The sequence below is a fragment of the Marinobacter excellens LAMA 842 genome (genome assembly GCF_001574445.1).
Taxonomy (GTDB): Bacteria; Pseudomonadota; Gammaproteobacteria; order Pseudomonadales; family Oleiphilaceae; genus Marinobacter; species Marinobacter shengliensis.
Genome location: NZ_LOCO01000014.1, coordinates 35,856 through 62,760 on the forward strand (window position 1 = coordinate 35,856; position 26,905 = coordinate 62,760).

Consider the following 26,905-nt stretch of genomic DNA (forward strand, 5'->3'; position numbering starts at 1 on the left):
TTCCGGTTTACTCTTCGTCCACCGCTCTTGGCGGACAGTGGTGCTCTTCCACCACGGTGCCGTCGTCCACGCTTTCCAGATGCACATCAAAGCCCCACAGCCGGAGCACGTGCTTGAGCACTTCGTCGGTTTCCGCTCCCAGTGGCACCCGGTCTACCGGCACGTGGCGCAGGGTCAGCGACCGGTCGCCCCGCACGTCCACGTTCCAGACCTGAATGTTCGGCTCCCGGTAGCTCAGGTTGTACTGGCGAGCCAGTTTCTCCCGCAGGGTGCGGTAGCCGGGGTCGTCATGAATGGCGGTCACCCGGTAGTGGTCTTCCCGGTCGTCGTTCTCAATGGCGAACAGTTTCAAATCCCGCATCACTTTGGGCGACAGGAACTGCTGGATAAAACTCTCATCCTTGAAGTTGCGCATGGCGAAATGCACGGTCTCCAGCCAGTCTTTGCCGGCGATGTCCGGGAACCACTCCCGGTCTTCCTTGGTGGGGTTCTCGCAGATGCGCCGCAGGTCGGTGAAGATGGAGAAGCCCAGGGTGTAGGGGTTAATGCCGGAATACCAGGGGCTGTTGAATGGTGGCTGGTACACCACGGCGGTGTGGCTTTGCAGGAATTCCAGCATAAAGCCGTCGGTCACCAGGCCTTTCTCGTACATCCGGTGCAACAGGGTGTAGTGCCAGAAGGTGGCCCAGCCTTCGTTCATCACCTGGGTCTGGCGCTGCGGGTAAAAGTACTGTGCCAGTTTGCGCACAATCCGCACCAGTTCCCGCTGCCAGGTTTCCAACAGTGGCGCGTTCTTCTCGATGAAGTACAGCAGGTTTTCCTGGGGCTCTTCCGGGTAGCGGGGTTTACGCTTGACCGGGTCGTCGTCTTCGTCCGGTTTCGGGATGGTTCGCCACAGATCGTTGATGCGCCTTTGCTGGTATTCTTCCCGCTCTTTTTGACGCTGGGCTTCTTCCGCCGCGGAAATGGGTGCCGGGCGTTTGTATCGGTCTACCCCGTAGTTCATCAGGGCATGACAGGAATCCAGGATCTCCTCCACCGCATCCACACCATGGCGCTCTTCGCATTCGGCGACATAATTGCGGGCGAACACCAGGTAATCGATGATCGCACTGGCGTCGGTCCAGGTGCGGAACAGGTAGTTGCCTTTGAAAAACGAATTGTGGCCATAGCTGGCGTGGGCGATCACCAGGGCCTGCATGGGCAGGGTGTTCTCCTCCATCAGGTAGGCGATACAGGGGTTGGAGTTGATCACGATCTCGTAGGCCAGGCCCATCTGTCCCCGTTGGTAGCCCTTGGAGGTCTGCAGGAATTGCTTGCCGAACGACCAGTGGTGATAGCCCACGGGCATACCCACGGAACTGTAGGCATCCATCATCTGCTCGGCCGTAATCACTTCCACCTGGTTAGGGTAGGTGTCCAGGCCGAACTCGGCGGCGCACTTGGCAATCTCCTCGTCGTACTTCTGGATAAGCTCAAAGGTCCATTCTGAGCCGGTGGAAATGGGCGTTCCTGCCTTGGGTTGTTCGCTCTCCGGTGCGTTCGGGCGATCAATCAGGCTGCTCATGCCGCTTTCCTCTCGAACAACTGTCGGAATACCGGGTAAATATCGCCAGGGTCTGCAATTTGCTGCATGGCAAAACTCTGGGGAAACTGTTCTAGGATCTTCTCGTACTCGTACCAGAGCATCTGGTGGTCCTGGGGTGTGATTTCGATGTAAGAGTAGTACTGCACCAGCGGCAGAATGCTGTTGGCCAGCAGTTTGCTGCAAACCGGGGAGTCATCGTTCCAGTTGTCACCATCCGATGCCTGGGCAGCGTAGATGTTCCATTCCGCCGGTGAGTATCGGGCCTCGATGATCCGGTGCATCAGCTTCAGGGCGCTGGAAACAATGGTGCCGCCGGTTTCCCGGCTGTAGAAGAATTCTTCTTCGTCCACTTCCTTGGCACTGGTGTGGTGGCGGATAAACACCACATCGATCTTCTTGTAGTTCTTCTTCAGGAACAGATACAGCAGGATAAAAAAGCGCTTGGCGATGTCTTTGTGCATCTGAGTCATGGAGCCGGACACATCCATCAGGCAGAACATTACGGCGCTGGTGGCGGGCTTGGGCTGCTTCTGGTGCTGGCGGTAACGCAGGTCGATCTCGTCGATAAACGGAATGCGTTTGACGTTGGCTTTCAGGCGCGCAATTTCGTCTTCCAGCACCTTGATCTGGTCTTCATGGCTGAAGGCCGGGTCCAGATCTTCAGGCGCGCTTCTCAGGACTTCCAGCTGCTTTTCCAGATCCTTGATTTTCTTCTTGCGGGCGCCGCCGAGGCCGAGCCGGCGGGCATGGGCGCCCCGCAGGGAGCGCACCACATCCAGTTTGGCGGGCACACCCTGGCTGGTGAACCCGGCGCGTACGTAACTGAAGGCTTCGGTATCCTTGAGTTTCTTGCGGGCCAGGTTGGGCAGTTCCAGGTCATCAAACAGGAATTCCAGGAATTCCTCCTGGGTGATCTGGAAGGCAAATTCGTCCATGCCTTCACCGTCGGGGCTGGCCTGGCCTTGCCCCTGGCCTTTGCCGCCACCGCCCGGGGGTTTGGGAATGGTGTCACCGGCTACCCATTCCTGGTTGCCCGGGTGTACCACTTCCCGCCGACCACCGGGACCATGGTGGAAGATGGGTTCCTGTATATCCCGGGCCGGAATGCTGACTTTCTCGCCCCGTTCAATATCCGTAATGGAACGTTTCTGGACCGCTTCGGACACCGCTTTTTTGATGTGATGGCGATAGCGGCGCAGGAACCGTTCCCGGTTCACCGCGCTTTTGTTTTTACCGTTCAGTCGCCGGTCGACTATGTGGGTCATACCCATGGGTCTGCTCCCGCTGGCCGTTAATGGGACTTACGCACACGCAGATACCACTCAGCGAGCAAGCGGACCTGTTTCTCCGTGTACCCACGTTCGACCATGCGTTCCACAAACTGTTTGTGCTTCTTCTGGTCTTCCTGGCTGGCTTTCGGGTTGAAGGAAATCACCGGCAGCAGGTCTTCGGTGTTGGAGAACATCTTCTTCTCGATCACGCTGCGCAGCTTCTCGTAACTGAGCCAGCTGGGATTCTGGCCCTGATTGTTGGCCCGGGCCCGCAGCACAAAGTTGACCACTTCGTTGCGGAAGTCTTTCGGGTTGCTGATGCCCGCAGGCTTCTCGATTTTTTCCAGCTCGTCGTTGATGGAGGCGCGGTCCAGAATTTCCCCGGTTTCCGGATCCCGGAACTCCTGGTCCTGTATCCACAGGTCGGCGTAGGTCACGTAACGGTCGAACAGGTTCTGGCCGTATTCGCTGTAGCTTTCCAGATAGGCGGTCTGGATTTCCTTGCCGATGAATTGCACATAGTGCGGTGCCAGGTATTCCTTGATGAACCTCAGGTATTTTTCCTGAATCTCAGACGGATACTGTTCCTGCTCGATCTGTTTTTCCAGCACGTACAGCAGGTGCACCGGGTTGGCCGCTACTTCGGTGGTGTCGAAGTTGAATACCTTTGACAAAATCTTGAACGCGAAGCGGGTAGACAACCCATCCATGCCTTCCATCACCCCGGCGGCGTCCCGATATTCCTGGATGGACTTGGCTTTCGGGTCGGTGTCTTTGATGCTCTGGCCGTCGTACACCTTCATCTTGGAGAAGATGCTGGAGTTTTCCGGCTCCTTGATGCGCGACAGCACCGAGAACTGGGCCAGCATGTCGAGGGTGTCTGGGGCACAGGGGGCGCCGGCCAGGGAGCTGTTTTTCAGCAGCTTGCGGTAGATCTCGATCTCTTCGGTAACCCGCACACAATAGGGCACCTTGACGATGTATACCCGGTCAAGGAAGGCTTCGTTGTGCTTGTTGTTGCGGAAGGTCTGCCACTCGGATTCGTTGGAGTGGGCCAGGATAACGCCGTCGAAGGGCACGGAACCCATACCTTCGGTGGTGTTATAGTTGCCTTCCTGGGTGGCGGTCAGCAGTGGATGCAGCACCTTGATGGGGGCCTTGAACATCTCCACAAATTCCATCAGCCCCTGGTTGGCTTTGCACAGGCCGCCACTAAAGCTGTAAGCGTCTGGATCCTCCTGGGAGAAGTCTTCCAGCATACGGATGTTGACCTTGCCCACCAGTGCCGAAATATCCTGGTTGTTGTCATCACCGGGTTCGGTCTTGGACACCCCGATCTGGTCGAGCACCGACGGGTAGCGTTTCACCACCCGGAACTGGCTGATGTCGCCACCATACTCGTGCAGGCGTTTGACGGCCCAGGGCGACATGATGTTTTTCAGGTAGCGGCCGGGAATGCCGTATTCTTCCTCCAGAATCGGGCCGTCTTCGTCCGGGTCGAACAGGCCCAGGGGGCTTTCGTTGACCGGCGAACCTTTAATGGCATAGAACGGCACCTTCTGCATCAGTGCCTTGAGTTTTTCCGCCAGGGAGGATTTGCCGCCGCCCACCGGGCCCAGCAGGTAAAGAATCTGCTTCTTCTCTTCCAGGCCCTGGGCGGCGTGGCGGAAGAACGACACGATGTTTTCCACGGCTTCTTCCATGCCGTAGAACTCGGAGAATTCCGGGTATCGCTTGATGACTTTGTTGGAAAAAATGCGTGACAGGCGAGGGTCACGGGAGGTGTCGATCAGTTCTGGTTCGCCGATGGCTATCAGCATTCGCTCGGCGGCGGTGCTGTAGGCTGTTGGGTCCTTTTTGCAGATCTCCAGGTATTCCTCAAGGGAGTATTCTTCCTCCTGAGTGGATGCATACCGGTCTTTGAAGTGCTGCAGAATGCTCATAGATGGCCCCTCGCTTGCTCTTGCTTGTTATAAAACCGCTTTAACTCACGCAATATCCCCGTTGCTGAAACGCCGCCGGTCCGGGCGGTGTGCTCTGGTTAATAGGTTGATGGGATGGTTCTGTTAAACAGGTATACGTTATCCGGAGCTTTCCGGCCTGCTTAATCTGAGCTTAGTTCAGAGTTCGGGGGTTGGACAGGTGGGGTTCACCTTAGGTTCATTAAATTATGTTACGGGGCGTATCGGATTGGTGGCCTTCTGGGCGTCCTGGGTTGGGGGGCTGACGTACACCGGGGCAGGATTTTCTTGGGCAAACTGAAACTCGCTTTGCTCAGACATTCAGTTTGCCCAAGAAAATCCTGCCCCGGCATACGTCGATCGAGACCTCGAAGGGGCCGCTTTTGGACTGCGGTGGGCCACTTATTTCTTTATTAGTGTAAACACGCTTTCTGCGGCGCCGTTTCTCAGGCCTCTTCTTTTGGCGAAGGGGTTGTCGTGGGCCATGTCGCGCTTCAGTACGTGGTTAACTTCGTAGTCCTCGCTATACAGCTGGAACACTTCCTCGTCGCTGACGTTGAAGGGAGGGCCTTGCATTTCGTTGCTGTCGTAATCGAGGGTGATCAGCAGGATTCTGGTGCCGTCCGGGATGATGGCGGTCAGGTGGTCCACATAGCCTTTGCGCATTTCCGGGGGCAGGGCGATGAGCGCTGCACGGTCGTAGACGAGGCGGATGTGTTTGAGGTCATCGGGCACCAGTTGGAAGAAGTCGCCGCACCAGATTTGCAGGTCGTCGTGTTTGAAGGTAGTGAAGGGTTCGCCCGGATGCACCTTGGCTTTCTCGCCGGCCTCTTCGAAGAAATCCTTGCAGGCGATGTCGCTGATTTCCACGCCAATGATGGGGTGGCCACGGTCGTGGAGCCACCACATGTCATGGGCTTTGCCGCACAGGGGCACGAACACGGCTTCGGTGCCCTGGCCGGCCAGCTCCGGCCAGTGGTCATGCAGGTACTGGTTTACCGTGCCCTCGTGGAAGCCGATTTGGCTCTTTTCCCAGCGTTCGTGCCAGAATTCGTGTTCCATGGTTTGCCTCCCTGAGTTTGCTCGTTTTACTCAGTCTACCTTAATCTGTGCGGTTCTTGAGTTGGGAGAAAAGTATGAAAGCGGTGTTTCTTGATAGCCAGACCCTTGGCAGTGATGTGGATCTGTCGCCGATTGAGCAGGTAACCGGTGGCCTGACCTGTTATGACCGAACCTCGCCCGAGCAGGTTGTGGAGCGGATTCAGGGTTTTGATACGGTGCTGGTGAACAAGGTGGTGCTGGGCAGGGAGCATTTCGACGCCTGCCCGGAGCTGAAGACGATTGCGGTGGTGGCCACGGGGCTGAACAACATTGACCGGGCGGCGGCAAAGGAGCATGGGATCACCGTGATGAACGTGACCAACTATGGCCGTTCCACCGTGGCCCAGCACACCATGGCGCTGATTCTGGCGCTGGCCACGCGGTTGCTGGATTACAATCGGGATGCCCGAAATGGTACCTGGGGTAAGAGTGATATGTTCTGCCTGATGGACTACCCGATTATGGAGCTGGAGGGCAAAACGCTGGGTATTGTCGGTTATGGCGACCTGGGGCAGGGTGTTGTGGAACGGGCAAAGGCCTTTGGTATGAACATTGTGCTGGGTTGTCGGCCGGGGCAGCAGCCCGGAGAGGTCGATGGCTATTCCCGGGTTCCGCTGGACGACCTGTTGGCGCAGGCCGACGTACTGTCTCTGCACTGCCTGCTGACCGATGACACCCGGAATATGATTGGTGAGAGGGAACTGGGGTTGATGAAACCCACAGCGTTGCTGATCAACACCAGCCGGGGAGGTCTGGTAGATGAAGCGGCGTTGGCGAATGCCCTGCGCAACGGTCAGATCGCCGGGGCCGGGTTTGATGTGCTGACTGAGGAGCCGCCACGCCACGGGAATCCATTGCTGGCGGAGGATATTCCGAACCTGATTCTTACCCCCCACTCCGCCTGGGCCAGTCGTGAGGCCCGTCAGCGAATTGTGGGGATTACCGCAAGGAATCTTGCGTCACGGGCATGATCTGCCGGTTCCGAACTCATTGGCTAGAGAATCGGCTTGTTAACAGCCGGTTGGCTGATAAGCTGTAGAAAACACTGACAAGCAGGATCTTGCGTGGCATCAATTCAAACCAAAGAGCGGCTTCAGGCGGCGGAGAAGTGGATTCTCGCCAACCCCAATCCACCGCAGAAATGGCCCTGGACCTGGCTCTATAAAACCGGGCGTTCTGTGTATGCCGTGGCTAGGGATGTCATCAGCGGGCAGCTGACCCTTCACGCCATGAGCCTGGTCTACACCACCTTGCTAAGCATTGTGCCCTTGCTGGCTCTGAGCTTTTCGGTGCTTAAAGCGATGGGTGTGCACCAGCGCATGGAGCCCTTGCTATACCAGTTTTTTGAGCCGATGGGCCCCCAGGGCATGGAGGTTGCAGAGCGCATCCTGGGTTTTGTCGATAACATGAGAGTTGGCGTGTTGGGCTCTGTGGGCCTGGCGTTGCTGGTGTACACCGTCATCTCGCTGGTCCAGAAAATCGAACGTTCGTTCAATATGATCTGGCGCGTGCCCGAGATGCGATCCATGGCCCAGCGCTTCAGCAACTATCTGAGCGTGATCATGGTTGGCCCACTGCTGATGGTCTCAGCCATTGGCGTGACCGCCACCATTTTTTCATCCAACGTTGTGCAGCGGTTCATGGAGATTGAACCGTTCGGTTCTTTGATTGTGATGGTCAGCCGCTTCACCCCGTTCTTCCTGGTGGTGGGGGCCTTCACGTTTGTCTATGTGTTCATCCCCAATACCCGCGTAAAGCTGCGTTATGCGTTCATTGCTGGTTTGATAGCAGGGGTCTCCTGGCAGGCGGCGGGCATGCTGTTTGCGTCCTTTGTGGCCAATTCGACCAAGTACGCGGCGATCTATTCGGGGTTCGCGGTGGGCATTATTCTGCTGATATGGACCTACCTGAACTGGATGATCCTGCTGCTCGGCGCCAGCCTGGCCTTTTACATGCAGAATCCGGGGTCTGTGGCCAAGCGTCAGAATGTGCAGCTGGCGCCGGAGTTGCAGGAACGGGTGGGCCTGGCGTTGATGTGGATGGTGGCCAAGCCGTTCAGCCTGGGGCAGCCTGCACCGCAGCAAGAGGCACTGGAGTATGAGCTGCGTGTACCTGGGGAGGTTACACGGAGCATCAGTGACAAGCTGATTCGCGCCGGACTGTTGAGTCTGGCGGGGCGCAATGGTGATCAGTTGGTACCCGGCAAGGCATTGCACCTGATCACAGTCGGGAGTGTGCTCCAGGCCATCCGCCGGGATGAGGACCGGGTTGTTGACCGCCTTCCAAGCAGTGCCATGCCGGTGCAGCTGAGAGATCTGGTGGGTCACGGTAAGGATGTCAGTTTCGCGGAGTTGCTGGCTGGCGGGGAAGATTCCCCAGACAGCGCCACGGATGCCTCGAAGGTGTCAGGCGTCAGCTTTTGAGCTTTTGCCTTCCTGTAGCATCCTGAGCACGGCCTTGCGCACCGGGGTGACCTGCTCCGGTGTCAGGTGCACGATTTGAGCCAGCTTGTCTTCCGGCAAATTGCGCTGGCGAGCATGGCGCAGTACTTCACGGGTTCCCAACAACAAGCCATCGGTGAGCGCCGAATGGGCTTGCCTGGGCGCCGGGCGTTCGGCCGAGAGCAGCCAGGCATGATATTTCGGCGGCAGGTTCCAGACATTGGCCAGCAGTTGGCAGGCTGCCCATTGATGTCGGATCAGGGCTGTCCTCAGAACCGCTGGCTCTGGCTCGCTGCCGGCACTCTGAGCCCGGTAGATGCGGCCAAGCTCCCGGCGAATGGTAATATAGGCAAGTGCCGGCAGCAGCCCCACCATGAAATGGGCACTGGTGTCGTCGCGGTGAATGCGGGCAATCAGTTCCGTTGCCCGGGCGCAGGTCAGCCCCCAGCGCCAGGCACGCTGTGCAAACAGGGCTTCCCGACTGTTTCTTGCCGCCATCATCGGGCGCATGACCGCCGCTGAAATGACGTTCCGGATGCCATCCAGCCCCAATACAAATACGGCTTGATCCACCGACTCTATGGTGCTGTCACCGGGCCGGAAGTAGGGGCTGTTGGCTACCTGAAGGAGTTGGTCTGTGAGCGACGGGTCACTCAGGATGATGTCGGTAATCTGCTTGCGGTCGGTTGTTTCGTTAGACAACGCCCGCATCAGCATGGGCAGGCTGCCGGGCCTGCGCGGTAGCTCTTCCATCTCACTGGTGCGCAGGCGGCGCTCCAGTTCGGTCAGTATTTGTTCTGCCCCGGCGGGTTCGGATCGGAGCATGGCCGGAGAAGCGTCAAGCAGCCAGCAGAACAGGTGATCTTCCAGCTGTTTGACAACTACGGCGTCTGAAGCGTGTTGTTCGGGGCTGTGACTTTGCGCCGGGTTAAACAGGCGTGTCTCGGTGGCCGCCGCGGCAGGCGGCGGCGTCGCAAACAAGCCTGATATCCAGGAAAAAAAGCCCGGCATCCATTGCCTCCGATTTAACGTGTATTTAAAAGTGACCGTTCACCGGATCAGTATAGTGGCGTTATGCAACCCTGCACAGTCTTGTGTGGCTTCAGAAGAAGGCTTCTCCAAACACGAATACCAGTTGGCACACACCGGCGACGAAGCCCAGAAAAGCCCCAACCAGAATCAGTTTGATTTCGTCTTCCTGGAAACAGGGGCGCAGCAGATCCTGGAATTCTTCTGATGACAGCGCAATCATCCGCTCAACCATGATCGATTCGACGGCGCGGGCACGGTCCTGCTCGAACACAGGGTTGTTGAAGGAGCTTTGGGAGATCTGGATGGCTTTCTCGCCCACCTGATTTTTCAGGGTGGCAAAGCCGGTCGGGCCGAAGGCCATCTGGGTCAGGGCTTTGCCCATGCCAGCGGTTTCATCCACCAGAGGTTTGATGTGTTTCTTGACCATATTACGGGCACGGTCGCCCTTGGGGCCTTCAAGTATGGAGTTGATGATGTTGCCCACGGTGAGGATTTCATGGGTCACGATGTGACAGAAAGACTCGGCAACTTCCGGCTGACGCTTGAGAAACAGGCCCTGGAGCCGAAGTGGGCCCACTTTGTGTTCATGAAGTGGTCGGAAGATCACGTTCAGGGCAATCCAGTTGGTGGCCCAGCCCACCAGAAGGCCGAACAGGGGCAGTACCCAGATGGCGGGGTAGAAGTACCAGACGGCCATCTGGATCAAGCCGAACAGGAAACCGAAGTAGAGGCCGGAGTTGATGATGAAGCGGAACTCTACGTCGCCGCATTCCAGGAAAATGCGGTTGAGCAGTTTTTTGTCGCGAGCCAGGCGCTCGATGACCATGCCTTTGATGTCCAGCAGGTCTTCGATGTTGTCTGAGATGTCGTCAACCAGGTTGTCGACCAGTTGGGGTGTGGACTTTCGAACCCTGTCGTAGACCATTTTGCGGGCGGATGCTGGCAGGTTTTCCCAGAAGGAGGGGTATTCCCGGAGCATGAGTTCGTCTACGTATTCTTCGATGCGTGGGTCGACGGTGTAGATGATGTGGGCGGCCAGGACTTTGGGGTCGATCTGGTCGAAGATTTCCTGGACGGTGCCGATTTTGGAAATGGTGGCATCGACGCTGATGGCGGCCATCTTTCTGGCTTTGGACGGGATGATGCCTTGCCAGCCCAGGAGCGGTGGTTTACCAATGAATTCAAGGGGGTAGAAGGTCATTTTGATGGCGAGCCAGTTGGTGCTCCAGCCGATCAGGGCCGCTATCACGGGGATGCTGAGGTATTGCCAAAACTCTGGATTGGTAAGTAGATCTGTCATCCTGGGCTCGCGAATCTATTTATTTTTACCTGGTCCTTGGTGCCCGGCAGCGGGTTGCGGAGAGGCTTTCCAAAACACGCTGTGAATACGTCCTTGTACGCTCCGCTCCGCCATCCATGGCTCCGCAGGGTTTTGGAAAGCCTCTCCGCAACCCGCTGCCCCTAAATCGGCAATGGCTTCAGGCTTTTTTGTCAGACAAGGATAATGTTGGTCGGGGCCAGATCTGTCAATGACTGCGATGCCCGCAGGTTTGCCAATCAGGGCCACAAACCTCAGCTGCCGATGTCTCCCCACAGCCACTGGCACAGCGCAATGGCAGCGACCGGGGCGGTTTCGGTGCGCAGTACCCGGGGGCCAAGGGCCACGGGCAGGAAGCCGTTTTGTTCTGCAAGGTGGATTTCATCGGCGGTCAAACCGCCCTCCGGGCCGATCATCAGGGCAACGCTGCCCGGCTTGGTGAGGGTGTTCAACGACTGCTCCGTGCGGTGGTGGAGTACCAGTTGCAGGTCGGCGGTCTGGCTGTATTGCAGCCATTCGGCAACGGTCATTACTGGCAGTATGTTCGGTACCCTCGCCCGGCCGCATTGTTCGGCGGCGCTGATGGCGACTTGCTGCCAGTGGCGCAGGCGTTTTTCTTCCCGGTCACCTTTGAGTTTTACATCGGAGCGTTCGGTGGTCAGGGGTGCGATGGTGGTGGCGCCCATTTCGACCGCTTTCTGCACCGCGTAATCCATCCGGTCGCCTTTGGATAATGTCTGGCCCAGGATGATGTTCAGGGGAGATTCGGTGTTGTTGGTTTCCGCCCCGGTTATTTCTACCTGAACGTTTTTCTTGCCGGCCTGGGTGATGGTGGCGGTGTAGTCCTGGCCGTCGCCGTTGAACAGGCGCAACTCCTGGCCTGGCTGCATGCGCAGTACCCGGCCCACGTGGTTGGCGGCGTTTTCGTCAAGCTCGCAGAGACTGCCCGCCTGGAGTGGGCTGTCTGTGAATATCCTGGGTATGCGCATGGGCTGCCCTCAGCCTTTTACCGCGATGCCGATGCCTTCGGTCGCTACCTGTGCCAGGTGGCGTATCTGGTCTTCGGTGATGACATACGGGGGCATGAAGTACACCACGTTGCCCAGGGGCCGTAGCAGTGCCTGGCGGGTGAGGGCGTGTTGGTAGACTTTCAGACCCCGGCGTTCCTGCCAGGGGAACGGGGTTTTACTGGCTTTGTCTTTAACCATTTCGATGGCCAGGGTCATGCCGTGCTGGCGGATGTCACCGACGTTGGGGTGGTCGGCCAGGTGGGCGACGGATTCAGCCATGCAGCGGGACAGCTGGCGGTTGTTTTCGATGACGTTTTCGTCCCGGAAGATGTCCAGGGTGGCCAGGGCGACGGCGCAGCCGATGGGATTGCCGGTGTAGCTGTGGCTGTGCAGGAAGGCGCGCAAGGTTTCGTAGTCGTCGTAAAAGGCGTTGTACACGGTTTCGGTGGTCAGCACGGCGGACAACGGCAGGTAGCCGGCGGTAAGTCCCTTGGACAGGCACATGAAATCCGGGGTAATGCCGGATTGTTCACAGGCGAACAGGGTGCCGGTGCGACCAAAGCCCACGGCGATCTCGTCGGCAATCAGGTGCACGTTGTAGCGGTCGCAGGCTTCCCGGAGCTTGGTGTGGTATATCGGATGGTGCATGCGCATGCCGCCGGCGCACTGGATCAGGGGCTCGACCACCACAGCACAGATTTCATCGTGCCGTTCGGCCAGCAGTTTCTCCATGGCCTCGAACTGGCGCAGGGCATAGTCTTCGTCGGTTTCACCCGGTTCTTTGTTGTAGGCATCGGGGGATGGGGCGGTAAGAACCTCCATCAGCAGCGGCTGATAGGTGTCTTTATAGAGCGCCACATCACCGAGCGCCAGTGCACCCAGGGTTTCGCCGTGGTAGCTGTTGCTGAGATTGACGAAGTTTTTCTTGCCGGGCTGGCCCAGGTTTTTCCAGTAGTGGTAGCTCATCTTCAGGGCAGCTTCGATGGCGGATGAACCGTTATCCGCGTAGAAGCACTTGCTGAGCCCTTCGGGCGTGACTTCGATCAGGCGCTCAGACAGGCTGACCACCGGTTCATGGGTAAAACCGGCCAGAATCACGTGTTCCAGCTGGCCAATCTGTTCCTGGATAGCGGAGTTGATCCGCGGGTTGGCGTGGCCGAACAGGTTCACCCACCACGAACTGACCGCATCGATATACCGGTTGCTCTCGAAGTCTTCCAACCACACGCCTTCGCCGCGCTTGATGGGAATCAACGGCAGGCTTTCGTGGTCTTTCATCTGGGTGCAGGGGTGCCACACGGATTTGAGGTCCCGTGCGACCAGATCAGCATTACGCATCGTGTTCTCCTGTCTTCCCGGCTGGGGCATTTTGTTTGAGACCGCCCATGATACTTCCCGGAGCGCTCGGTTAACAGCGCCCCGGTTGTGACCCAGAACAGCGGTGGCGTGTGAACCAGTCGGATGGCTTCCATGCCAGAAACGCTCGTTCGGGCGGCCAATGTGAGGATGGCCGGCTGCAGCAACAATGAATTCAACATAACAGGAGGCGATTATGGAGCTGACTCTGGAGCATGCCTATGAGGTAGGGCTGGATCACATCATCGAACGGTTCTTCAGTGAGCATCACATTATTGAAAAGAACCAGAAGCTTGGTTCCCGGAACCTTCGTGTAGCTGAGCTCCAACGGGACGATGCTGCGGCCAAGCTGGTCATTGAGCGGGAAATGATGGCGTCAGCCCCGGTCCCCGGCATGCTGGCCAGCTTTCATCGGGAGTGGAACCGGGTGCGCCAGGAAGAGCACTGGTTCAAGAAAGACGATGGCGAGTGGCACTGTGAGTTCCGGGTAAAGATTGATGGGGTGCCAGCTCGAATCAAGGGCATTATGCGTTTGCTGGGCAATGGTAATCGCTGCATCAACTACGTGAACCTGTCTGTTCACTGCGATGTGCCTTTCCTCGGCAAGAAGGTGGCTAAGTTTCTGGCAGAAGATTCTCACGCAAAGATTGAACGGGAGTATGAGGTTACGCGTCAGTTGTTGTGACGTTTGCTAACCGCCGCCCGGTGATGGTCATGGCGGGTGTTCATTTGCTGGTGTAGTCTCTTGTTTAAACGTTCCAAAACAAGAGCCTGGTAACGGAAGGACTGAATTACTATGCCCGCACAAACTGTCTGGATTACCGGAGCCTCCTCCGGCATTGGCGAGGCGCTCGCCCTTCGATATGCGAAACATGGCGCGCGTCTTGTGTTATCTGCCCGCCGTAAAAGCGAACTGGAGCGAGTTGCAAGCCGCTGCCTTGAGGCCGGCCTGGAGGAGGGGCATGTGCTGGTCTTGCCGCTGGATGTGACTGACTGGGCTTCTTTGCCCGGTGCCGTTCAGGCGGTGCTGGAGGCCTTCGGTACTATCGATCTGCTGGTCAACAACGCAGGCGTCTCTCAACGCTCCTTGTGCAAAGATACCGATATGGCGGTCTATCAGAAGCTGATGGACGTGGATGTGATGGGCCAGATTGCACTCACCAAGGCGGTGCTGCCCCATATGCTGGAGCGTGGCGCCGGGCACCTGGCGGTCACCTCCAGTGTGGCTGGCAAAGTCGGTGCCCCCATGAGAACCGGATATTGCGCCGCCAAGCATGCGGTGATGGGCTTTTTTGATGCCCTTCGTGCGGAAGTGGAGGGTGAGGGTGTTCAGGTGTCTACCATTACACCCGGTTTTATTCGCACGGATATTTCCCGCAATGCCCTTTCGGGCGATGGCTCTGCTTTTGGTGAGGAAGATGCAGATATTGCCGGTGGCATGGACGTAAACGAATGTGCCGAGGTGATTTTCAAGGGGCTTCAAGCGAAGAAGCGCGAAATCCCGGTGGGTAAGGGCAAGGAAATGGCGGCGCTCTGGGTTAAGCGGCTGTCGCCGGAGTTGCTGTTCCGCCTGGCCAGAGCGTGACTGCAGGCCTCGGTAAGCCTTAGACAACTACCGAGGCCAAACGAACCGGGTGCGAGGCGGTCAGTGCGCCAGCACCCGTGAAAGAAATGCCTGGGTGCGCTCGTTCTGGGGGTTGTCGAAGACGTCGTCGGGCCTGCCTTCCTCGACAATCTGGCCCTCATGAATGTAGATCACCCGGTCTGCGACTTCCCGGGCAAATCCCATCTCGTGGGTAACCACCATCATGGTCATCCCCTCCTTGGCCAGCTCTCGCATGACATCCAGCACCTCCCCGATCATTTCCGGGTCCAGCGCCGAGGTAGGTTCGTCGAACAGCATCAATCGGGGTTCCATGGCGAGGGCCCGGGCGATGGCTACCCGTTGCTGCTGGCCACCCGACAACTGGCTGGGGTATTTGTCGGCCTGGTTGCCGATGCCTACTCTGTCCAGCAAGCGCTCTGCGGTGGCGTTGGCCACTACCTGGGACGCCTTTTTGACTTTCATGGGGGCCAGCATGATGTTCTTTCGTACCGTCAGGTGAGGGAACAGATTGAACTGCTGGAACACCATGCCCACTTCCTTGCGTATTTCCGACAACGCCTGCTGGTTGCCACCTTTGGGCGCGAGTTTCTGGTTATCTACTTCCAGGACGCCGGATTCATACTCTTCAAGGCCGTTCACACAGCGGATCAAAGTGGACTTGCCGGAGCCGCTGGCACCGATAATCACCACTACTTCTCCCTGCTCGACGGTCAGGTCAATATCCTTGAGGACATGCAGTTTGCCGAAGTACTTGTTCATGCCCTTCATTTTCACAATCTGAGTCATTACTCGGGCTCCTTCAGACAGACGCTACGCCACGGCGCTCAAGCAAACGCAGGAGCAGGGACAGAGTTAAGGTGATGGCCAGGTACATGAGTGCGACCACGAAATACACCTCAAACGCGGTAAACGTGTTGGCAATGTACACCTGCCCCTGACGGACCAGTTCACCTACGCCGATGACAGAAAACAGGGACGTGTCTTTGATGCTGACAATGCCCTGGTTGCCCAGTGGCGGAATCATGCGCCGGAACGCCTGGGGCCAGATGATGGACCAGAAGGTCTGGGTTCTGGAGAGCCCGAGCGACAGGCCTGCTTCGGTCTGGCCCTTGTCGATGGACTGCACGCCACCGCGCACCACTTCGGAAATATAAGCGCCGGAATTGAGTGCGATGGCTGCAATGCCAGCGGTGAGCGGGTCGATGGGCCCACCGACCAGGTCTGGCAGCCCGTAGAAAATAAACAGGACCTGAACCAGAATCGGCGTGCCACGAAAAATCTCGATGTAGGCAATGGCGGGCCAGCGCAGGAACCAGCTTTTGTTGATGCTCAGCAAACCGAACAGGATGCCCAGCACAAAGCCGATGGCCAGGCCGCCAAAGGAAATCATCAGAGTGTAGGGGATGCCTTTGGCCAGAAATGGAATGGCATGGATTGCTGCCTGCCAGTCAAACTGAAACTGGAATTCCACAGTGTGAGTCTCCGTTGAGTTGGGAGGAACCGGTCAGGGCGTTGTACGCCCTGACCAGAACGGATGGCGGGTTACTTGTCTTCAGGCATGGGGCCAAACCATTTTTCATAAATGGTCTTGTAGGTACCGTCTTCCTTAATAGAGGCAAGTGCTTCGTTGACCGGGCCAACCCATTGGCTGCCCTTTTTCAGGGCGATACCGTACTGCTGGCCTTCATAAAGCTGGCCGACGGTTTTCACCCGGCCTTCGCCACGGGTGCTGGCAAAGTAGCCAACGTTCGGGGCATCGTAGAACACCGCATCAATGGCTCGGGACATCAGTGCCATATACATATCGGAGCTGCCCGGGTACGGCGTGACACCGCCATTGTTATCCAGGTTTTGCATCAGGAAGTCGTAACTGGTGCTGCCGATCTTGGTGCCAACTTTTTTGCCCTCAAGATCAGAAAGCTCATCGACATCACTGTTGTTTGCCCGCACCAGAATCCGCAGGCCGGAGTCGTAGTAGGGGTCAGAGAAATCGACAATCTGCTTGCGCTCTTCGGTGATGGTAATGCCGGCGATAGCGATATCCACGTTGCCGGTTTGCAGGGCCGGGATAATGCCATTGAAATCCATGGTCTGCAGGTTGTACTCAAAGCCCGCGCGCTCGGCCACCTCAGAGATGATATCCATGTCGAAACCGATCATCTCGCCGGTTTCCTGGTCCATCATTTCAAAGGGGACAAAACTTGGGTCGGTCACCACTCGGAGGGTTTCTGCACTAACGGTTGACGCTGCAACCGACAATGCCAGACCAGCGCCCAGTGTTTTCAGCCATTTCGTGCTCATGTGTTCTCCTTTCTGTTTTTTGTGCTCCGTTTGCCCGGTAAGGCAATCCGCACAGGTAACCGCTTTTAGCGCATGCCCTGCGGGGAGCGTTGATGGGAATACATCAGATACAGGTTAGACCAGAAAACGAGGATTTGCAGAAAATCAGTTGGTTATAGCGGCAGGAGGATAAAACGAAAGCCCTCTGCAGAGGTGCAGAGGGCTTCGGGGAGCAGATCAGAAAGCGATCTTCTCCCGGTCGCTGATGCCCAGATTCTTCCAGATGGAGATACTGGGTTCAGCCTGGTTCAGGGTGTAGAAGTGCAGCCCGGGCGCCCCGGCTTTCAACAGCTTTTCGCACATTTCGGTGACCACTTCTTCGCCGAACTTGCGGATGCTGTCGGTGTCGTCGCCGTAGGCTTCGAGTTGCTTGCGGATCCAGCGGGGGATTTCCGCACCGCACATATCCGAGAACCGCACCAGGCTGGAGAAGTTGACGATCGGCATGATGCCCGGCACCACCGGAATGGTGACGCCCATCTTCTCCAGGCGGTCGATGAAGTAGAAGTAGCTGTCGGCGTTGAAGAAGTACTGGGTGATGGCGCTGTTGGCACCGGCCTGTACCTTCCGTGCGAAGTTCTTCAGGTCTTCCTCGGCGTTGCGCGCCTGGGGATGAAACTCCGGGTAGGCAGCCACTTCCAGATTGAAGTGATCACCGCTGTGCTCCCGGATAAACTCCACCAGCTCGTTGGCGTAACGCAGCTCACCGGAGGCACCCATGCCTGAGGGCAGGTCGCCGCGCAGGGCGACAATCCGGTTGATGCCGTTCTCTTTATACAGATCCAGCAGCTCCCCGATCTCTGCGCGGGTACCACCCACGCAGGACAGATGCGGTGCTGTGGAAATGCCCTGCTTGTGCAGGTTCAGTACCGTTTCAATGGTGCGGTCCCGGGTGGAACCGCCGGCGCCGAAGGTGACCGAGAAGAAATCCGGGTTCACCTCGGCCAGCTGGTTGCGCACCGCCTGGAGTTTTTCCTTGCCCTGATCGGTCTTGGGCGGGAAAAACTCAAAGCTGAAACGGCGCTTGAATTGCTTCTGGGATTCCATGATCGTTTCCGCTTAGTACCTGTAGCTTTCCGGCTTGTACGGGCCTTCGACCGGCACACCGATGTATTTTGCCTGGTCCGGCGTCATCTTGGTGATCACGCCACCAAAGCCTTCCACCATGGCGCGGGCCACTTCTTCGTCCAGCTGCTTGGGCAGAACCTGAACGTAAACGCCCTTGGCCTTGGACTCTTCTGGCAGGTCAGCAAACTTGCGCTCGAACAGGTACATCTGGGCCAGCACCTGGTTGGCGAAGGAGCCATCCATGATCCGGGACGGGTGACCGGTGGCGTTGCCCAGGTTCACCAGGCGACCTTCGGACAGCAGGATCAGGTGGTCGTTGGCGGCCTTGTCGCGGTACACCACGTGCACTTGCGGCTTGACCTCGTCCCACTCCCAGTTCTTGCGCATGTAGGCGGTGTCGATTTCATTGTCGAAGTGGCCGATGTTGCACACTACGGCGCCGCTCTTCAGGGCCTTCAGCATGTTCGCGTCGCACACGTTGACGTTACCGGTGGTGGTTACCAGCAGGTCAGTGGTGCCCAGCAGCTCGGTGTTGATGCCCTGCTCGGTGCCGGTGTTGATGCCATCGATGTACGGAGACACCACTTCAAAGCCGTCCATGCAGGCTTGCATGGCGCAGATCGGGTCGGCTTCGGTCACTTTTACGATCATGCCTTCCTGACGCAGGGAAAGGGCAGAGCCTTTACCTACGTCACCGTAACCGATCACCAGCGCTTTCTTGCCAGACAGCAGGTGGTCGGTGGCGCGCTTGATGGCGTCGTTCAGGCTGTGGCGACAGCCGTACTTGTTGTCGTTCTTGGACTTGGTGACCGAATCGTTCACGTTGATCGCCGGGATCTTCAGGGTGCCGTCACGCAGCATTTCCTGCAGGCGGTGAACGCCGGTGGTGGTTTCTTCGGTTACGCCGTGGCACTTGGCAATTACCTGTGGGTATTCCTTGTGCAGCAGCTCGGTCAGGTCGCCGCCGTCGTCCAGGATCATGTTCGGCTCCCAGCCGTCTACGTCCGCACCGACGGTTTTGTGCAGGCACCATTCGTATTCTTCGTCAGTCTCACCTTTCCACGCGAACACGGGAATGCCTTGCGCTGCGATGGCGGCTGCGGCCTGGTCCTGGGTGGAGAAGATGTTGCACGAGGACCAGCGCACGTTGGCGCCCAGCTCGACCAATGTTTCGATCAACACGGCGGTCTGGATGGTCATGTGGATGCAGCCCATGATGTTGGCGCCTTTCAGCGGCTGCTCGGCTTTGTATTTCTCGCGCAGTTTCATCAGGGCGGGCATTTCGCCTTCGGCGATTTTGATTTCCTTGCGACCCCAGTCGGCGAGGGTGATGTCGCGGACTTTGTAGTCTTCAACCGTGGTCAGTTTTTCTGCCGGAGTGCTCATTTGGGTGTTCTCCTGTCAGCCTTTCTCTACGGTCCCGGAACATTATCGGGTACCGCCTGTATGGGTTGTGTCGGAGATGGGGAACGTCTTTCGCGGAACCGCTACGAGCACATCCATGTGCGCTTCTCTCAGGCCATCCTTGGCCTTCGAAATTCCGCGAAAGACGTTCCCCATCTCCTCTCTCAAAATTTTGGCGTATGCCGTCTCCGGTACGCCGAAATACTGAATTTGGCCTTCTTTCAGCGTCTTGCATGAAAGAGTTTTCGATAAGCCCTCACCACAAGTGCAAAAGCGGTGGTGAGGAACGTCTTTCCGGGACTATCTTTGGCCATGGATGGCCAAAGCTAAGCGCCCACGGACGGCTTGAGCGTGTCCCGGAAAGACGTTCCTTGCCGCCGCCCACTCCAAAATCAGAGTGCCGGGCCAAAATAGGGCCGAACTCAAAGAGTCAGACCTAAAATCATCAGATACCAGCGGCATCCTTCAGAGCCGCAGCGCGGTCGGTCTTCTCCCACGGGAACGCGGTGAAGGTCTTGCCGCCAACGGTCATCTCGTACGGGTCGCGGCCGAAGTGGCCGTAGGCTGCGGTGGCCCGGTACATCGGGTGCAGCAGGTCCAGCATGTTGGTGATCGCATACGGGCGCAGGTCGAAGTGCGCGCGTACCAGGTCGATGATCTTGTCGTCGCTGATCTTGCCGGTGCCGAACGTGTTCAGGGAAATGGAGGTCGGCTGGGCTACACCGATGGCGTAGGACACCTGGATCTCGCATTTCTCGGCCAGGCCTGCGGCCACGATGTTCTTGGCCACGTAACGGCCGGCATAGGCGGCAGAACGGTCAACCTTCGAGGGGTCTTTGCCGGAGAACGCACCACCGCCGTGACGGGCCATGCCGCCGTAGGTGTCTACGATGATCTTACGGCCGGTCAGGCCACAGTCGCCCACCGGGCCGCCGATCACGAACTTGCCGGTCGGGTTGATGTGGAACTGGGTGTCTTTGTGCAGCAGTTCTTCCGGCAGCGTGTGCTTGACGATCAGTTCCATCACCGCTTCTTTCAGGTCTTCCTGGGTCACGTCCGGGTCGTGCTGGGTGGACAGAACCACGGCATCGATACCGACAACCTGGCCGTTCTCATAGCGGCAGGTGACCTGGCTCTTGGCGTCCGGGCGCAGCCACGGCAGCAGGCCGCTCTTGCGGGCTTCGGCCTGGCGCTGTACCAGCCGGTGAGAGAAGGTAATCGGGGCCGGCATCAGCACGTCGGTTTCGTTGCTGGCGTAGCCGAACATCAGGCCCTGGTCGCCGGCGCCCTGGTCTTCCGGCTTCTGGCGGTCAACGCCCTGGGCGATGTCGACAGACTGTTTGCCGATGATATTGATCACGCCACAGGTGTCGCCGTCGTAGCCCACGTCTGAGGAGGTGTAGCCGATGTCTTTGATCACACCGCGCACCAGGTCTTCCAGGTCTACCCAGGCGCTGGTGGTGATTTCACCGCCAACGATGGCAACGCCGGTCTTGACCATGGTTTCGCAGGCCACGCGGGCGTGCGGGTCGTCGGCCAGGATGGCATCCAGTACCGCATCGGAAATCTGGTCGGCCAGTTTGTCCGGGTGGCCTTCAGAGACCGATTCGGAGGTGAAGATGTTGTAGTCAGACATAGCGGTGCTCCTTTGTGAGCGTTTTCAAAGTCAGTGTACGTATTTCTACGTACGACAATATCAAAGTTTTTTGATGTTCCAGTATCCGCTCGGGCCTCAGGCCGTTGCGGACGTTTTCCAGAATTCCCGTACCTGCACCTGAAAACCGTTGCGCAGGCCAATAAACAGTTGTTCTCCGGCGCTCAAGCCGGCATCAGCGGCCCAGGCGGTCAGCTCTTCCGGCTCAAAGCCAAGCCAGAGGTCGCCGCAATTCTCTTTCGCCCAGTCCTGATCATGGCTGCACAAATCACTGACGATAAAACAGCCACCGCTGTTCATCAGTGCCGCGGCATCCAGGAAGATGTCCGCCGGGCTGGGCACATGGTGCAGCACCATGTTGGCGACGATCAGGTCAAAGGCATCACCGCGGGCCAGCAGCGTGTCGGTGACGCCTTCAATCAAATCCACATTATTCAAACGCTCATCAATACAGGTGCGGGTGGCCGTGGCCAGCATGTCCTTGCTGTTATCCAGCGCTACCACGTGTTCAAACAGGGCTGACAGTACGGGCAGGAAGGCACCTTCACCTGGGCCGATTTCCAGCGCACTGCGCCATTCTTGCCGGGTAGTGCGCTTGCGGATCAGCTCTGCTGTGGGCTCGGCATAAAGGTCAAAGGCTGCAATCAATTCCTGTTGTTCCCGGAACTGCTCCGAGTGTCGGGAGAAAAACGCCTGGGACTGCTCCGCCCGCTGCTCCCGGATTGCCTCAATCTTCTCTTCCAGCTGCGGCGGCAAGGGCACGCGGTCTACCGTCTCGAATATCTGCCGGATCGCCTGGTCCGCCAGTTTGTCGCTGTCCAGATGCAGGGGGCGGCGGTAGAAAATGGCGTTGCCTTCACGCTGGGGTTCCAGCAACCCGGCCTTGTTCATCACTTTCAGGTGATGGCTCATGCCGGACTGGCGCATATCAAACAGCTGGCTCAGCTCCAGCACGCCGAAGGTGTCACGGCGCAGCACCCGCAGGATTTCCAGGCGCAGTGGGTCTCCGCTCGCCTTGAAGATCGGTGCCAGGGTGTCCACGGAGGACAGTTCGTTAGCATGTGCATTGAGTGAGGTCATTGTTGGCAAGTGTAGGGGTGATTGGTTGGTCGATCAATAGCCATATCAAAATTTTTTGATATAGGTTTATGGCTTTGTGAAATCAGTTGCTTTGGCGAGTTTGTGCCGCCGTCATCGGAAAACAACTACATATGGATTTGCCCCCGCACACTGTAATCGGCGAAAATACGCGCCTTCTTTTTGAGCAGTTTTTGCAGCTTGAAGTCTTTTCCTGAAAAACACTGGAGAATTGTCAATGCCGTCCCGTAAAGATCTCGCCAACGCCATACGCGCGCTGAGCATGGATGCGGTTCAGAAAGCCAAGTCCGGCCACCCGGGTGCGCCCATGGGTATGGCGGATATTGCCGAGGTGCTGTGGAACGATTATCTGAGCCACAACCCGGCCAACCCGCACTGGGCCAACCGCGACCGCTTCGTGCTGTCGAACGGCCACGGCTCCATGCTGCAGTATTCCCTGCTGCACCTGAGCGGGTACGACGTCTCCATTGACGACATCAAGAACTTCCGCCAGCTGCACTCCAAAACCCCGGGCCACCCGGAATACGGCTATACGCCGGGCATCGAGACCACCACTGGCCCGCTGGGGCAGGGCATTGCCAATGCCGTTGGTTTCGCGCTGGCCGAGAAATCCCTGGCGGCGCAGTTCAACCGCCCGGGCCACGAGATTGTTGATCACTACACCTACGCATTCCTGGGCGATGGCTGCCTGATGGAAGGCATCTCCCACGAAGTCGCCTCCCTGGCCGGTACTTTGGGCCTGGGTAAGCTGGTGTTCTTCTACGACGACAACGGCATTTCCATTGATGGTGAAGTAGAGGGCTGGTTCACCGACGACACGCCCAAGCGTTTCGAATCCTACGGCTGGCAGGTTATCCCGAATGTGGATGGCCACGATGCCGATGCCATTCGTGCGGCCATCGAAGCGGCCCGCGCGAATACCGACCAGCCCACCATCATTTGCTGCAAAACCATCATCGGCTTTGGTTCCCCCAATAAACAGGGCAAGGAAGATTGCCACGGCGCCCCGTTGGGTGACGATGAAATCGCCCTGACCCGGGAAGCGCTGGGCTGGCAGCACGGTCCGTTCGAAGTGCCTTCTGAAATTTACGCAGCCTGGGATGCCAAAGAAAAAGGCGCCGCTGCCCAGAAGGCATGGGAAGAGAAATTCGCCGCCTACGAAAAGGCCGAGCCGGAACTGGCCGCTGAGTTCAAGCGCCGCATGGCCGGCGAGCTGCCGGCAGACTTCTCTGAAAAAGCTCAGGCCTACATTCAGGAATGCCAGGACAAGGGCGACACCATCGCTTCCCGTAAGGCATCCCAGAACACCCTGAACGCCTATGGCCCGCTACTGCCGGAACTGATGGGCGGCTCCGCCGATCTGGCCGGTTCCAACCTGACCATCTGGTCTGGTTGCAAAGGCGTGACCAAAGACGACGCCTCCGGTAACTACATCTATTACGGTGTACGTGAGTTCGGAATGGCCGCCATTATGAACGGCATCGCCCTGCACGGCGGCTTTGTTCCCTACGGCGCCACCTTCCTGATCTTCATGGAATACTGCCGCAACGCGGTACGCATGGCGGCTCTGATGAAGCAGCGCTCCATCTTTGTCTTCACCCATGACTCCATCGGTCTGGGCGAAGACGGCCCCACGCACCAGCCCATCGAGCAGATGGCCAGCCTGCGCACCACGCCGAACATGAGCATGTGGCGCCCGGCCGATACCGTGGAATCTGCGGTAGCCTGGAAAGCCGCCCTTGAGCGCAACGACGGTCCCACCGCCATGGTGTTCTCCCGTCAGAACCTGCCGCACCAGCAGCGTGACGCCGAGCAGCTGGCCAACGTCGCCAGGGGTGGCTACGTGCTGTCTGACAGCGAAGGCACCCCGGAGCTGATCCTGATTGCCACCGGCTCTGAAGTGGCCCTGGCCCAGGACGTTGCCGCCAAGCTGCGCGAGCAGGGCAAGGCTGTGCGTGTGGTGTCCATGCCGTCTACCGATGTATTCGACGCCCAGAGCGCCGAGTACAAGCAACAGGTGCTGCCGCTGGAAGTCACCAACCGTATCGCCATCGAAGCCGGCATTGCTGACTACTGGTACAAGTACGTGGGCCTGGACGGCCGGGTTGTGGGCATGACCACCTTCGGTGAGTCTGCGCCTGCTGGCGAGTTGTTCAAGGAATTCGGCTTCACCGTCGATAACATCCTGGAAGTGGCTGACGAGCTCCTGGACGCCTGATGACCAACTCAACGCCGTTTCGCATCGCCATCAACGGGTACGGCCGCATAGGCCAGTGCGTGTTGCGGGCACTCTATGAAAACGGCTATCGCGACCATCTGCAGGTGGTCGCGATTAACGAGTTGTCGGATATCGACACCATCGCCCATCTCACCAAATACGACTCCACCCATGGGCGGTTTCACGGTGAGGTGGCGGTGGATGGCGATAACCTGGTGGTCAACGGCGATCGCATCCGTGTGCTGCGCCACCCGGACCCGAGTGATCTGCCCTGGCGTCTGCTGGACGTGGACCTGGTGCTGGAATGCTCCGGCGCCTACTCCGACCGTGCCACGGCGGAGAAACACATTGAGGCGGGCGCCCAACGCCTGCTGTTTTCCCAGCCGGGCGAATCCGATGTGGACCGCACCGTGGTGTTCGGAATCAACGACCACCAGCTGAATGCTGAGGATGTGATTGTGGCTGCGGGTTCCTGCACCACCAACTGTCTGGTACCGGTGATCAAGGTACTGGACGATGCCTTTGGCGTGGAGCAGGGCAGCACCACCACCATCCACGCCGCCATGAACGACCAGCCGGTGATCGATGCCTACCACCACCAGGACCTGCGCCGCACCCGCAGTGCGCTGCACAACATCGTGCCGGTAGACACCGGCCTGGCCCGCGGTATCGAGCGTTTGTTGCCGCACATGGAGGGGCGCTTCAGCTCCGTCGCCATGCGGGTGCCAACACTCAATGTCTCTGCGATAGACATGGTGGTGAATGTGCGCCAGGCCACCGATGTGAAGGCGGTAAACCAGTTATTGCAGAACGCCGCAACGGGCTCGTTGAAAGGCATTCTCGGCTACACCGACGAACTGCTGGCCAGCTCCGACTTCAACCACGACGCCCACTCCGGCGTAGTCGACGGCGGCCAGACCCGGGTCACCGGCGGCACCATGGTGAAAGTGCTGTGCTGGTTTGATAACGAATGGGGCTTTGCCAACCGGATGCTGGATGTCAGCAAGGTCTGGCTTGAGAAAACTGATTGATGAGCCACGGACCACACGGACGAACACGGACAAATACAAAGCTGTTTTATCTTTTCGTCCGTGCAAGTCTGTGTCGTCCGTGGCAATAACGTTCTAACCCGTAGAAATGGAACTGTAACTATGGCCATCAAAAAAATGACTGACCTGAACCTCGCCGGCAAGCGGGTTCTGATTCGCGAAGACCTCAACGTGCCGGTCAAAGACGGCAAGGTATCCAGCGACGCCCGCATCCGCGCCTCGCTGCCGACCATCAAAGCCGCCAAAGACGCCGGCGCCAAAGTCATGCTGATGTCCCACCTGGGCCGCCCGGAAGAAGGCGTGTACGACGAGGCCTCTTCCATGAAGCCAGTCGCCGAACACCTGAGCACCCTGCTGGGCCAGGAAGTGCGCCTGATCAAGGATTACCTCAGCGGTGTTGAAGTCGCCGACGGCGAAGTGGTGCTGTTTGAAAACGTTCGCTTCAACAAAGGCGAAAAGAAAGACAACGAAGACCTGGCCAAACAATACGCCGCCCTGTGCGACGTCTACGTGATGGACGCCTTCGGCACCGCCCACCGCGCCCAGGCCTCCACCCACGGCGTAGCGAAGTTCGCTCCAGAAGCCTGCGCCGGCCCCCTGCTGGCGGCAGAACTCGACGCCCTCGGCAAAGCCCTGGATAACCCGGCCAAGCCGGTCGTTGCCATCGTTGGCGGCTCCAAAGTCTCCACCAAGCTGGACGTCCTCAACGCCCTGGAAAAAGTGTGTGACCAGATCATCGTCGGCGGCGGCATCGCCAACACCTTCCTGGCCGCAGCCGGCCAGCCGGTAGGCAAGTCCCTGTGCGAACACGACCTGATCGACACCGCCAAAGACATCGCCAGCCGCGTGGAGATCCCGCTGCCGGTTGACGTAGTGGTCGCCAGCGAATTCGCCGAAACCGCCACCGCCACGGTGAAAAACATCTCCGACGTCAGCGACGACGACATGATCCTCGACGTAGGCCCGGAAACCGCCGGCCAGTTCGCTGAACTGCTGAAAAACGCCAAAACCATCCTGTGGAACGGCCCGGTTGGCGTGTTCGAATTCGACCAGTTCGGCAACGGCACCAAGGCACTCGCCCAGGCCATCGCCGAAAGCGACGCCTTCTCCCTGGCCGGTGGCGGCGACACCGTCGCAGCCGTTGACAAATACGGCATAGCTGACAAGATCTCCTACATCTCCACCGGCGGCGGCGCGTTCCTCGAATTCGTGGAAGGCAAAACCCTGCCGGCAGTAGCGGTTTTGGAAGAGCGTGGCGCTTAAGGGCTCACGCAAGAGCTAGATTCGCAAGGCTGGTGGCGGGGTTGGCCTCCCGAGACTGTGCGCAGCATGGATGCTGCGCTCAAGCCTACAGGGATGTATTCACGGCGTGTCTCGGGAGGCCAACCCC

At 58.3% G+C, this 26,905-nt stretch carries 22 protein-coding genes; 7 read left to right on the forward strand and 15 right to left on the reverse strand.

Going from position 1 to position 26,905, the window contains the following annotated elements; genetic code table 11:
* Nucleotides 1–7 precede the first annotated feature (7 nt).
* The 4 genes from J122_RS12460 to tmpT form a co-directional block, all read right to left on the reverse strand.
* Nucleotides 8–1,567: a SpoVR family protein gene (locus J122_RS12460; RefSeq protein ID WP_058092714.1), complete on the reverse strand. Its 1,560-nt coding sequence runs from the start codon at nucleotides 1,565–1,567 to the stop codon at nucleotides 8–10.
* A complete protein-coding gene (locus J122_RS12465; RefSeq protein WP_227510196.1) occupies nucleotides 1,564–2,853 on the reverse strand; it encodes a YeaH/YhbH family protein in 1,290 nt (429 codons plus the stop codon). The genes J122_RS12460 and J122_RS12465 overlap by 4 nt, the downstream gene beginning before the upstream one ends.
* A 26-nt stretch (nucleotides 2,854–2,879) precedes the next feature.
* On the reverse strand, nucleotides 2,880–4,802 hold the full coding sequence (locus J122_RS12470) for a PrkA family serine protein kinase (protein WP_058092716.1): 1,923 nt from the start codon (nucleotides 4,800–4,802) through the stop codon (nucleotides 2,880–2,882).
* 420 nt (nucleotides 4,803–5,222) lie between these two features.
* A complete protein-coding gene (gene tmpT, locus J122_RS12475) occupies nucleotides 5,223–5,882 on the reverse strand; it encodes a thiopurine S-methyltransferase (RefSeq protein ID WP_058092717.1) in 660 nt (219 codons plus the stop codon).
* A 74-nt stretch (nucleotides 5,883–5,956) separates the two neighbouring features.
* On the opposite strand from tmpT, the gene J122_RS12480 reads away from it, so the two are divergent.
* Together J122_RS12480 and J122_RS12485 are read left to right on the forward strand one after the other, a co-directional pair.
* Entirely contained in the window at nucleotides 5,957–6,892 is a 936-nt protein-coding gene (locus J122_RS12480) for a D-2-hydroxyacid dehydrogenase (RefSeq protein WP_058092718.1), read from the forward strand.
* Nucleotides 6,893–6,985: 93 nt separating this feature from the next.
* Nucleotides 6,986–8,344 (forward strand): YihY/virulence factor BrkB family protein, encoded by a 1,359-nt coding sequence (locus tag J122_RS12485; RefSeq protein ID WP_058092719.1) that lies wholly within the window; start codon nucleotides 6,986–6,988, stop codon nucleotides 8,342–8,344.
* Here the strand turns inward: J122_RS12485 and J122_RS12490 are convergent.
* From J122_RS12490 to J122_RS12505, 4 genes are all read right to left on the reverse strand, one after another.
* Nucleotides 8,327–9,373: an HDOD domain-containing protein gene (locus J122_RS12490; RefSeq protein WP_058092720.1), complete on the reverse strand. Its 1,047-nt coding sequence runs from the start codon at nucleotides 9,371–9,373 to the stop codon at nucleotides 8,327–8,329. The genes J122_RS12485 and J122_RS12490 overlap by 18 nt on opposite strands.
* Nucleotides 9,374–9,464: 91 nt before the next feature.
* Entirely contained in the window at nucleotides 9,465–10,694 is a 1,230-nt protein-coding gene (locus tag J122_RS12495; RefSeq protein WP_058092721.1) for a DUF445 domain-containing protein, read from the reverse strand.
* 272 nt (nucleotides 10,695–10,966) lie between these two features.
* Nucleotides 10,967–11,701 carry a 16S rRNA (uracil(1498)-N(3))-methyltransferase gene (locus J122_RS12500; protein ID WP_058092722.1) on the reverse strand — a complete coding sequence of 245 codons (735 nt, stop codon included), beginning with the start codon at nucleotides 11,699–11,701 and terminating at the stop codon, nucleotides 10,967–10,969.
* A 9-nt stretch (nucleotides 11,702–11,710) separates the two neighbouring features.
* Nucleotides 11,711–13,060 (reverse strand): adenosylmethionine--8-amino-7-oxononanoate transaminase, encoded by a 1,350-nt coding sequence (locus J122_RS12505; RefSeq protein WP_058092723.1) that lies wholly within the window; start codon nucleotides 13,058–13,060, stop codon nucleotides 11,711–11,713.
* Nucleotides 13,061–13,274: 214 nt separating this feature from the next.
* Between J122_RS12505 and J122_RS12510 the strand changes: the two genes are divergently transcribed.
* Both J122_RS12510 and J122_RS12515 read left to right on the forward strand, forming a co-directional pair.
* Entirely contained in the window at nucleotides 13,275–13,763 is a 489-nt protein-coding gene (locus tag J122_RS12510; RefSeq protein WP_058092724.1) for a DUF2505 domain-containing protein, read from the forward strand.
* A gap of 111 nt (nucleotides 13,764–13,874) precedes the next feature.
* A complete protein-coding gene (locus J122_RS12515) occupies nucleotides 13,875–14,663 on the forward strand; it encodes an SDR family oxidoreductase (protein WP_058092725.1) in 789 nt (262 codons plus the stop codon).
* Between the two features lie 60 nt (nucleotides 14,664–14,723).
* Here J122_RS12515 and J122_RS12520 read toward each other — a convergent pair whose 3' ends face one another.
* The 7 genes from J122_RS12520 to J122_RS12550 all read right to left on the reverse strand — a co-directional run bounded on the left by J122_RS12520 (nucleotide 14,724) and on the right by J122_RS12550 (nucleotide 22,230).
* A complete protein-coding gene (locus J122_RS12520; RefSeq protein WP_058092726.1) occupies nucleotides 14,724–15,470 on the reverse strand; it encodes an amino acid ABC transporter ATP-binding protein in 747 nt (248 codons plus the stop codon).
* 13 nt (nucleotides 15,471–15,483) lie between these two features.
* A complete protein-coding gene (locus J122_RS12525) occupies nucleotides 15,484–16,155 on the reverse strand; it encodes an amino acid ABC transporter permease (RefSeq protein WP_058092727.1) in 672 nt (223 codons plus the stop codon).
* A gap of 71 nt (nucleotides 16,156–16,226) precedes the next feature.
* The gene (locus J122_RS12530) at nucleotides 16,227–16,985 is read right to left on the reverse strand and encodes a transporter substrate-binding domain-containing protein (protein WP_058092728.1); all 759 of its coding nucleotides are present in this window, start codon (nucleotides 16,983–16,985) and stop codon (nucleotides 16,227–16,229) included.
* Nucleotides 16,986–17,201: 216 nt separating this feature from the next.
* Complete coding sequence (gene metF / locus J122_RS22505; RefSeq protein WP_061332605.1) at nucleotides 17,202–18,071, reverse strand: methylenetetrahydrofolate reductase [NAD(P)H]; 870 nt, start codon at nucleotides 18,069–18,071, stop codon at nucleotides 17,202–17,204.
* Between the two features lie 12 nt (nucleotides 18,072–18,083).
* The gene (ahcY, locus tag J122_RS22510; RefSeq protein WP_061332606.1) at nucleotides 18,084–19,478 is read right to left on the reverse strand and encodes an adenosylhomocysteinase; all 1,395 of its coding nucleotides are present in this window, start codon (nucleotides 19,476–19,478) and stop codon (nucleotides 18,084–18,086) included.
* Nucleotides 19,479–19,941: 463 nt separating this feature from the next.
* A complete protein-coding gene (metK, locus tag J122_RS12545) occupies nucleotides 19,942–21,132 on the reverse strand; it encodes a methionine adenosyltransferase (protein WP_061332607.1) in 1,191 nt (396 codons plus the stop codon).
* 96 nt (nucleotides 21,133–21,228) lie between these two features.
* Nucleotides 21,229–22,230, reverse strand: a complete 1,002-nt coding sequence (locus J122_RS12550) for a metalloregulator ArsR/SmtB family transcription factor (RefSeq protein WP_061332608.1) — start codon at nucleotides 22,228–22,230, stop codon at nucleotides 21,229–21,231.
* Nucleotides 22,231–22,465: 235 nt separating this feature from the next.
* On the opposite strand from J122_RS12550, the gene tkt reads away from it, so the two are divergent.
* The 3 genes from tkt (at nucleotide 22,466) to J122_RS12565 (ending at nucleotide 26,778) form a co-directional block, all read left to right on the forward strand.
* Nucleotides 22,466–24,466, forward strand: coding sequence for a transketolase (gene tkt, locus J122_RS12555; protein ID WP_061332609.1), 2,001 nt, complete (start codon nucleotides 22,466–22,468; stop codon nucleotides 24,464–24,466).
* Entirely contained in the window at nucleotides 24,466–25,497 is a 1,032-nt protein-coding gene (gene gap / locus J122_RS12560; RefSeq protein ID WP_061332610.1) for a type I glyceraldehyde-3-phosphate dehydrogenase, read from the forward strand. Before tkt ends, gap begins: the two co-directional genes overlap by 1 nt.
* Nucleotides 25,498–25,617: 120 nt before the next feature.
* Nucleotides 25,618–26,778 carry a phosphoglycerate kinase gene (locus tag J122_RS12565; RefSeq protein WP_061332611.1) on the forward strand — a complete coding sequence of 387 codons (1,161 nt, stop codon included), beginning with the start codon at nucleotides 25,618–25,620 and terminating at the stop codon, nucleotides 26,776–26,778.
* Nucleotides 26,779–26,905 lie beyond the last annotated feature (127 nt).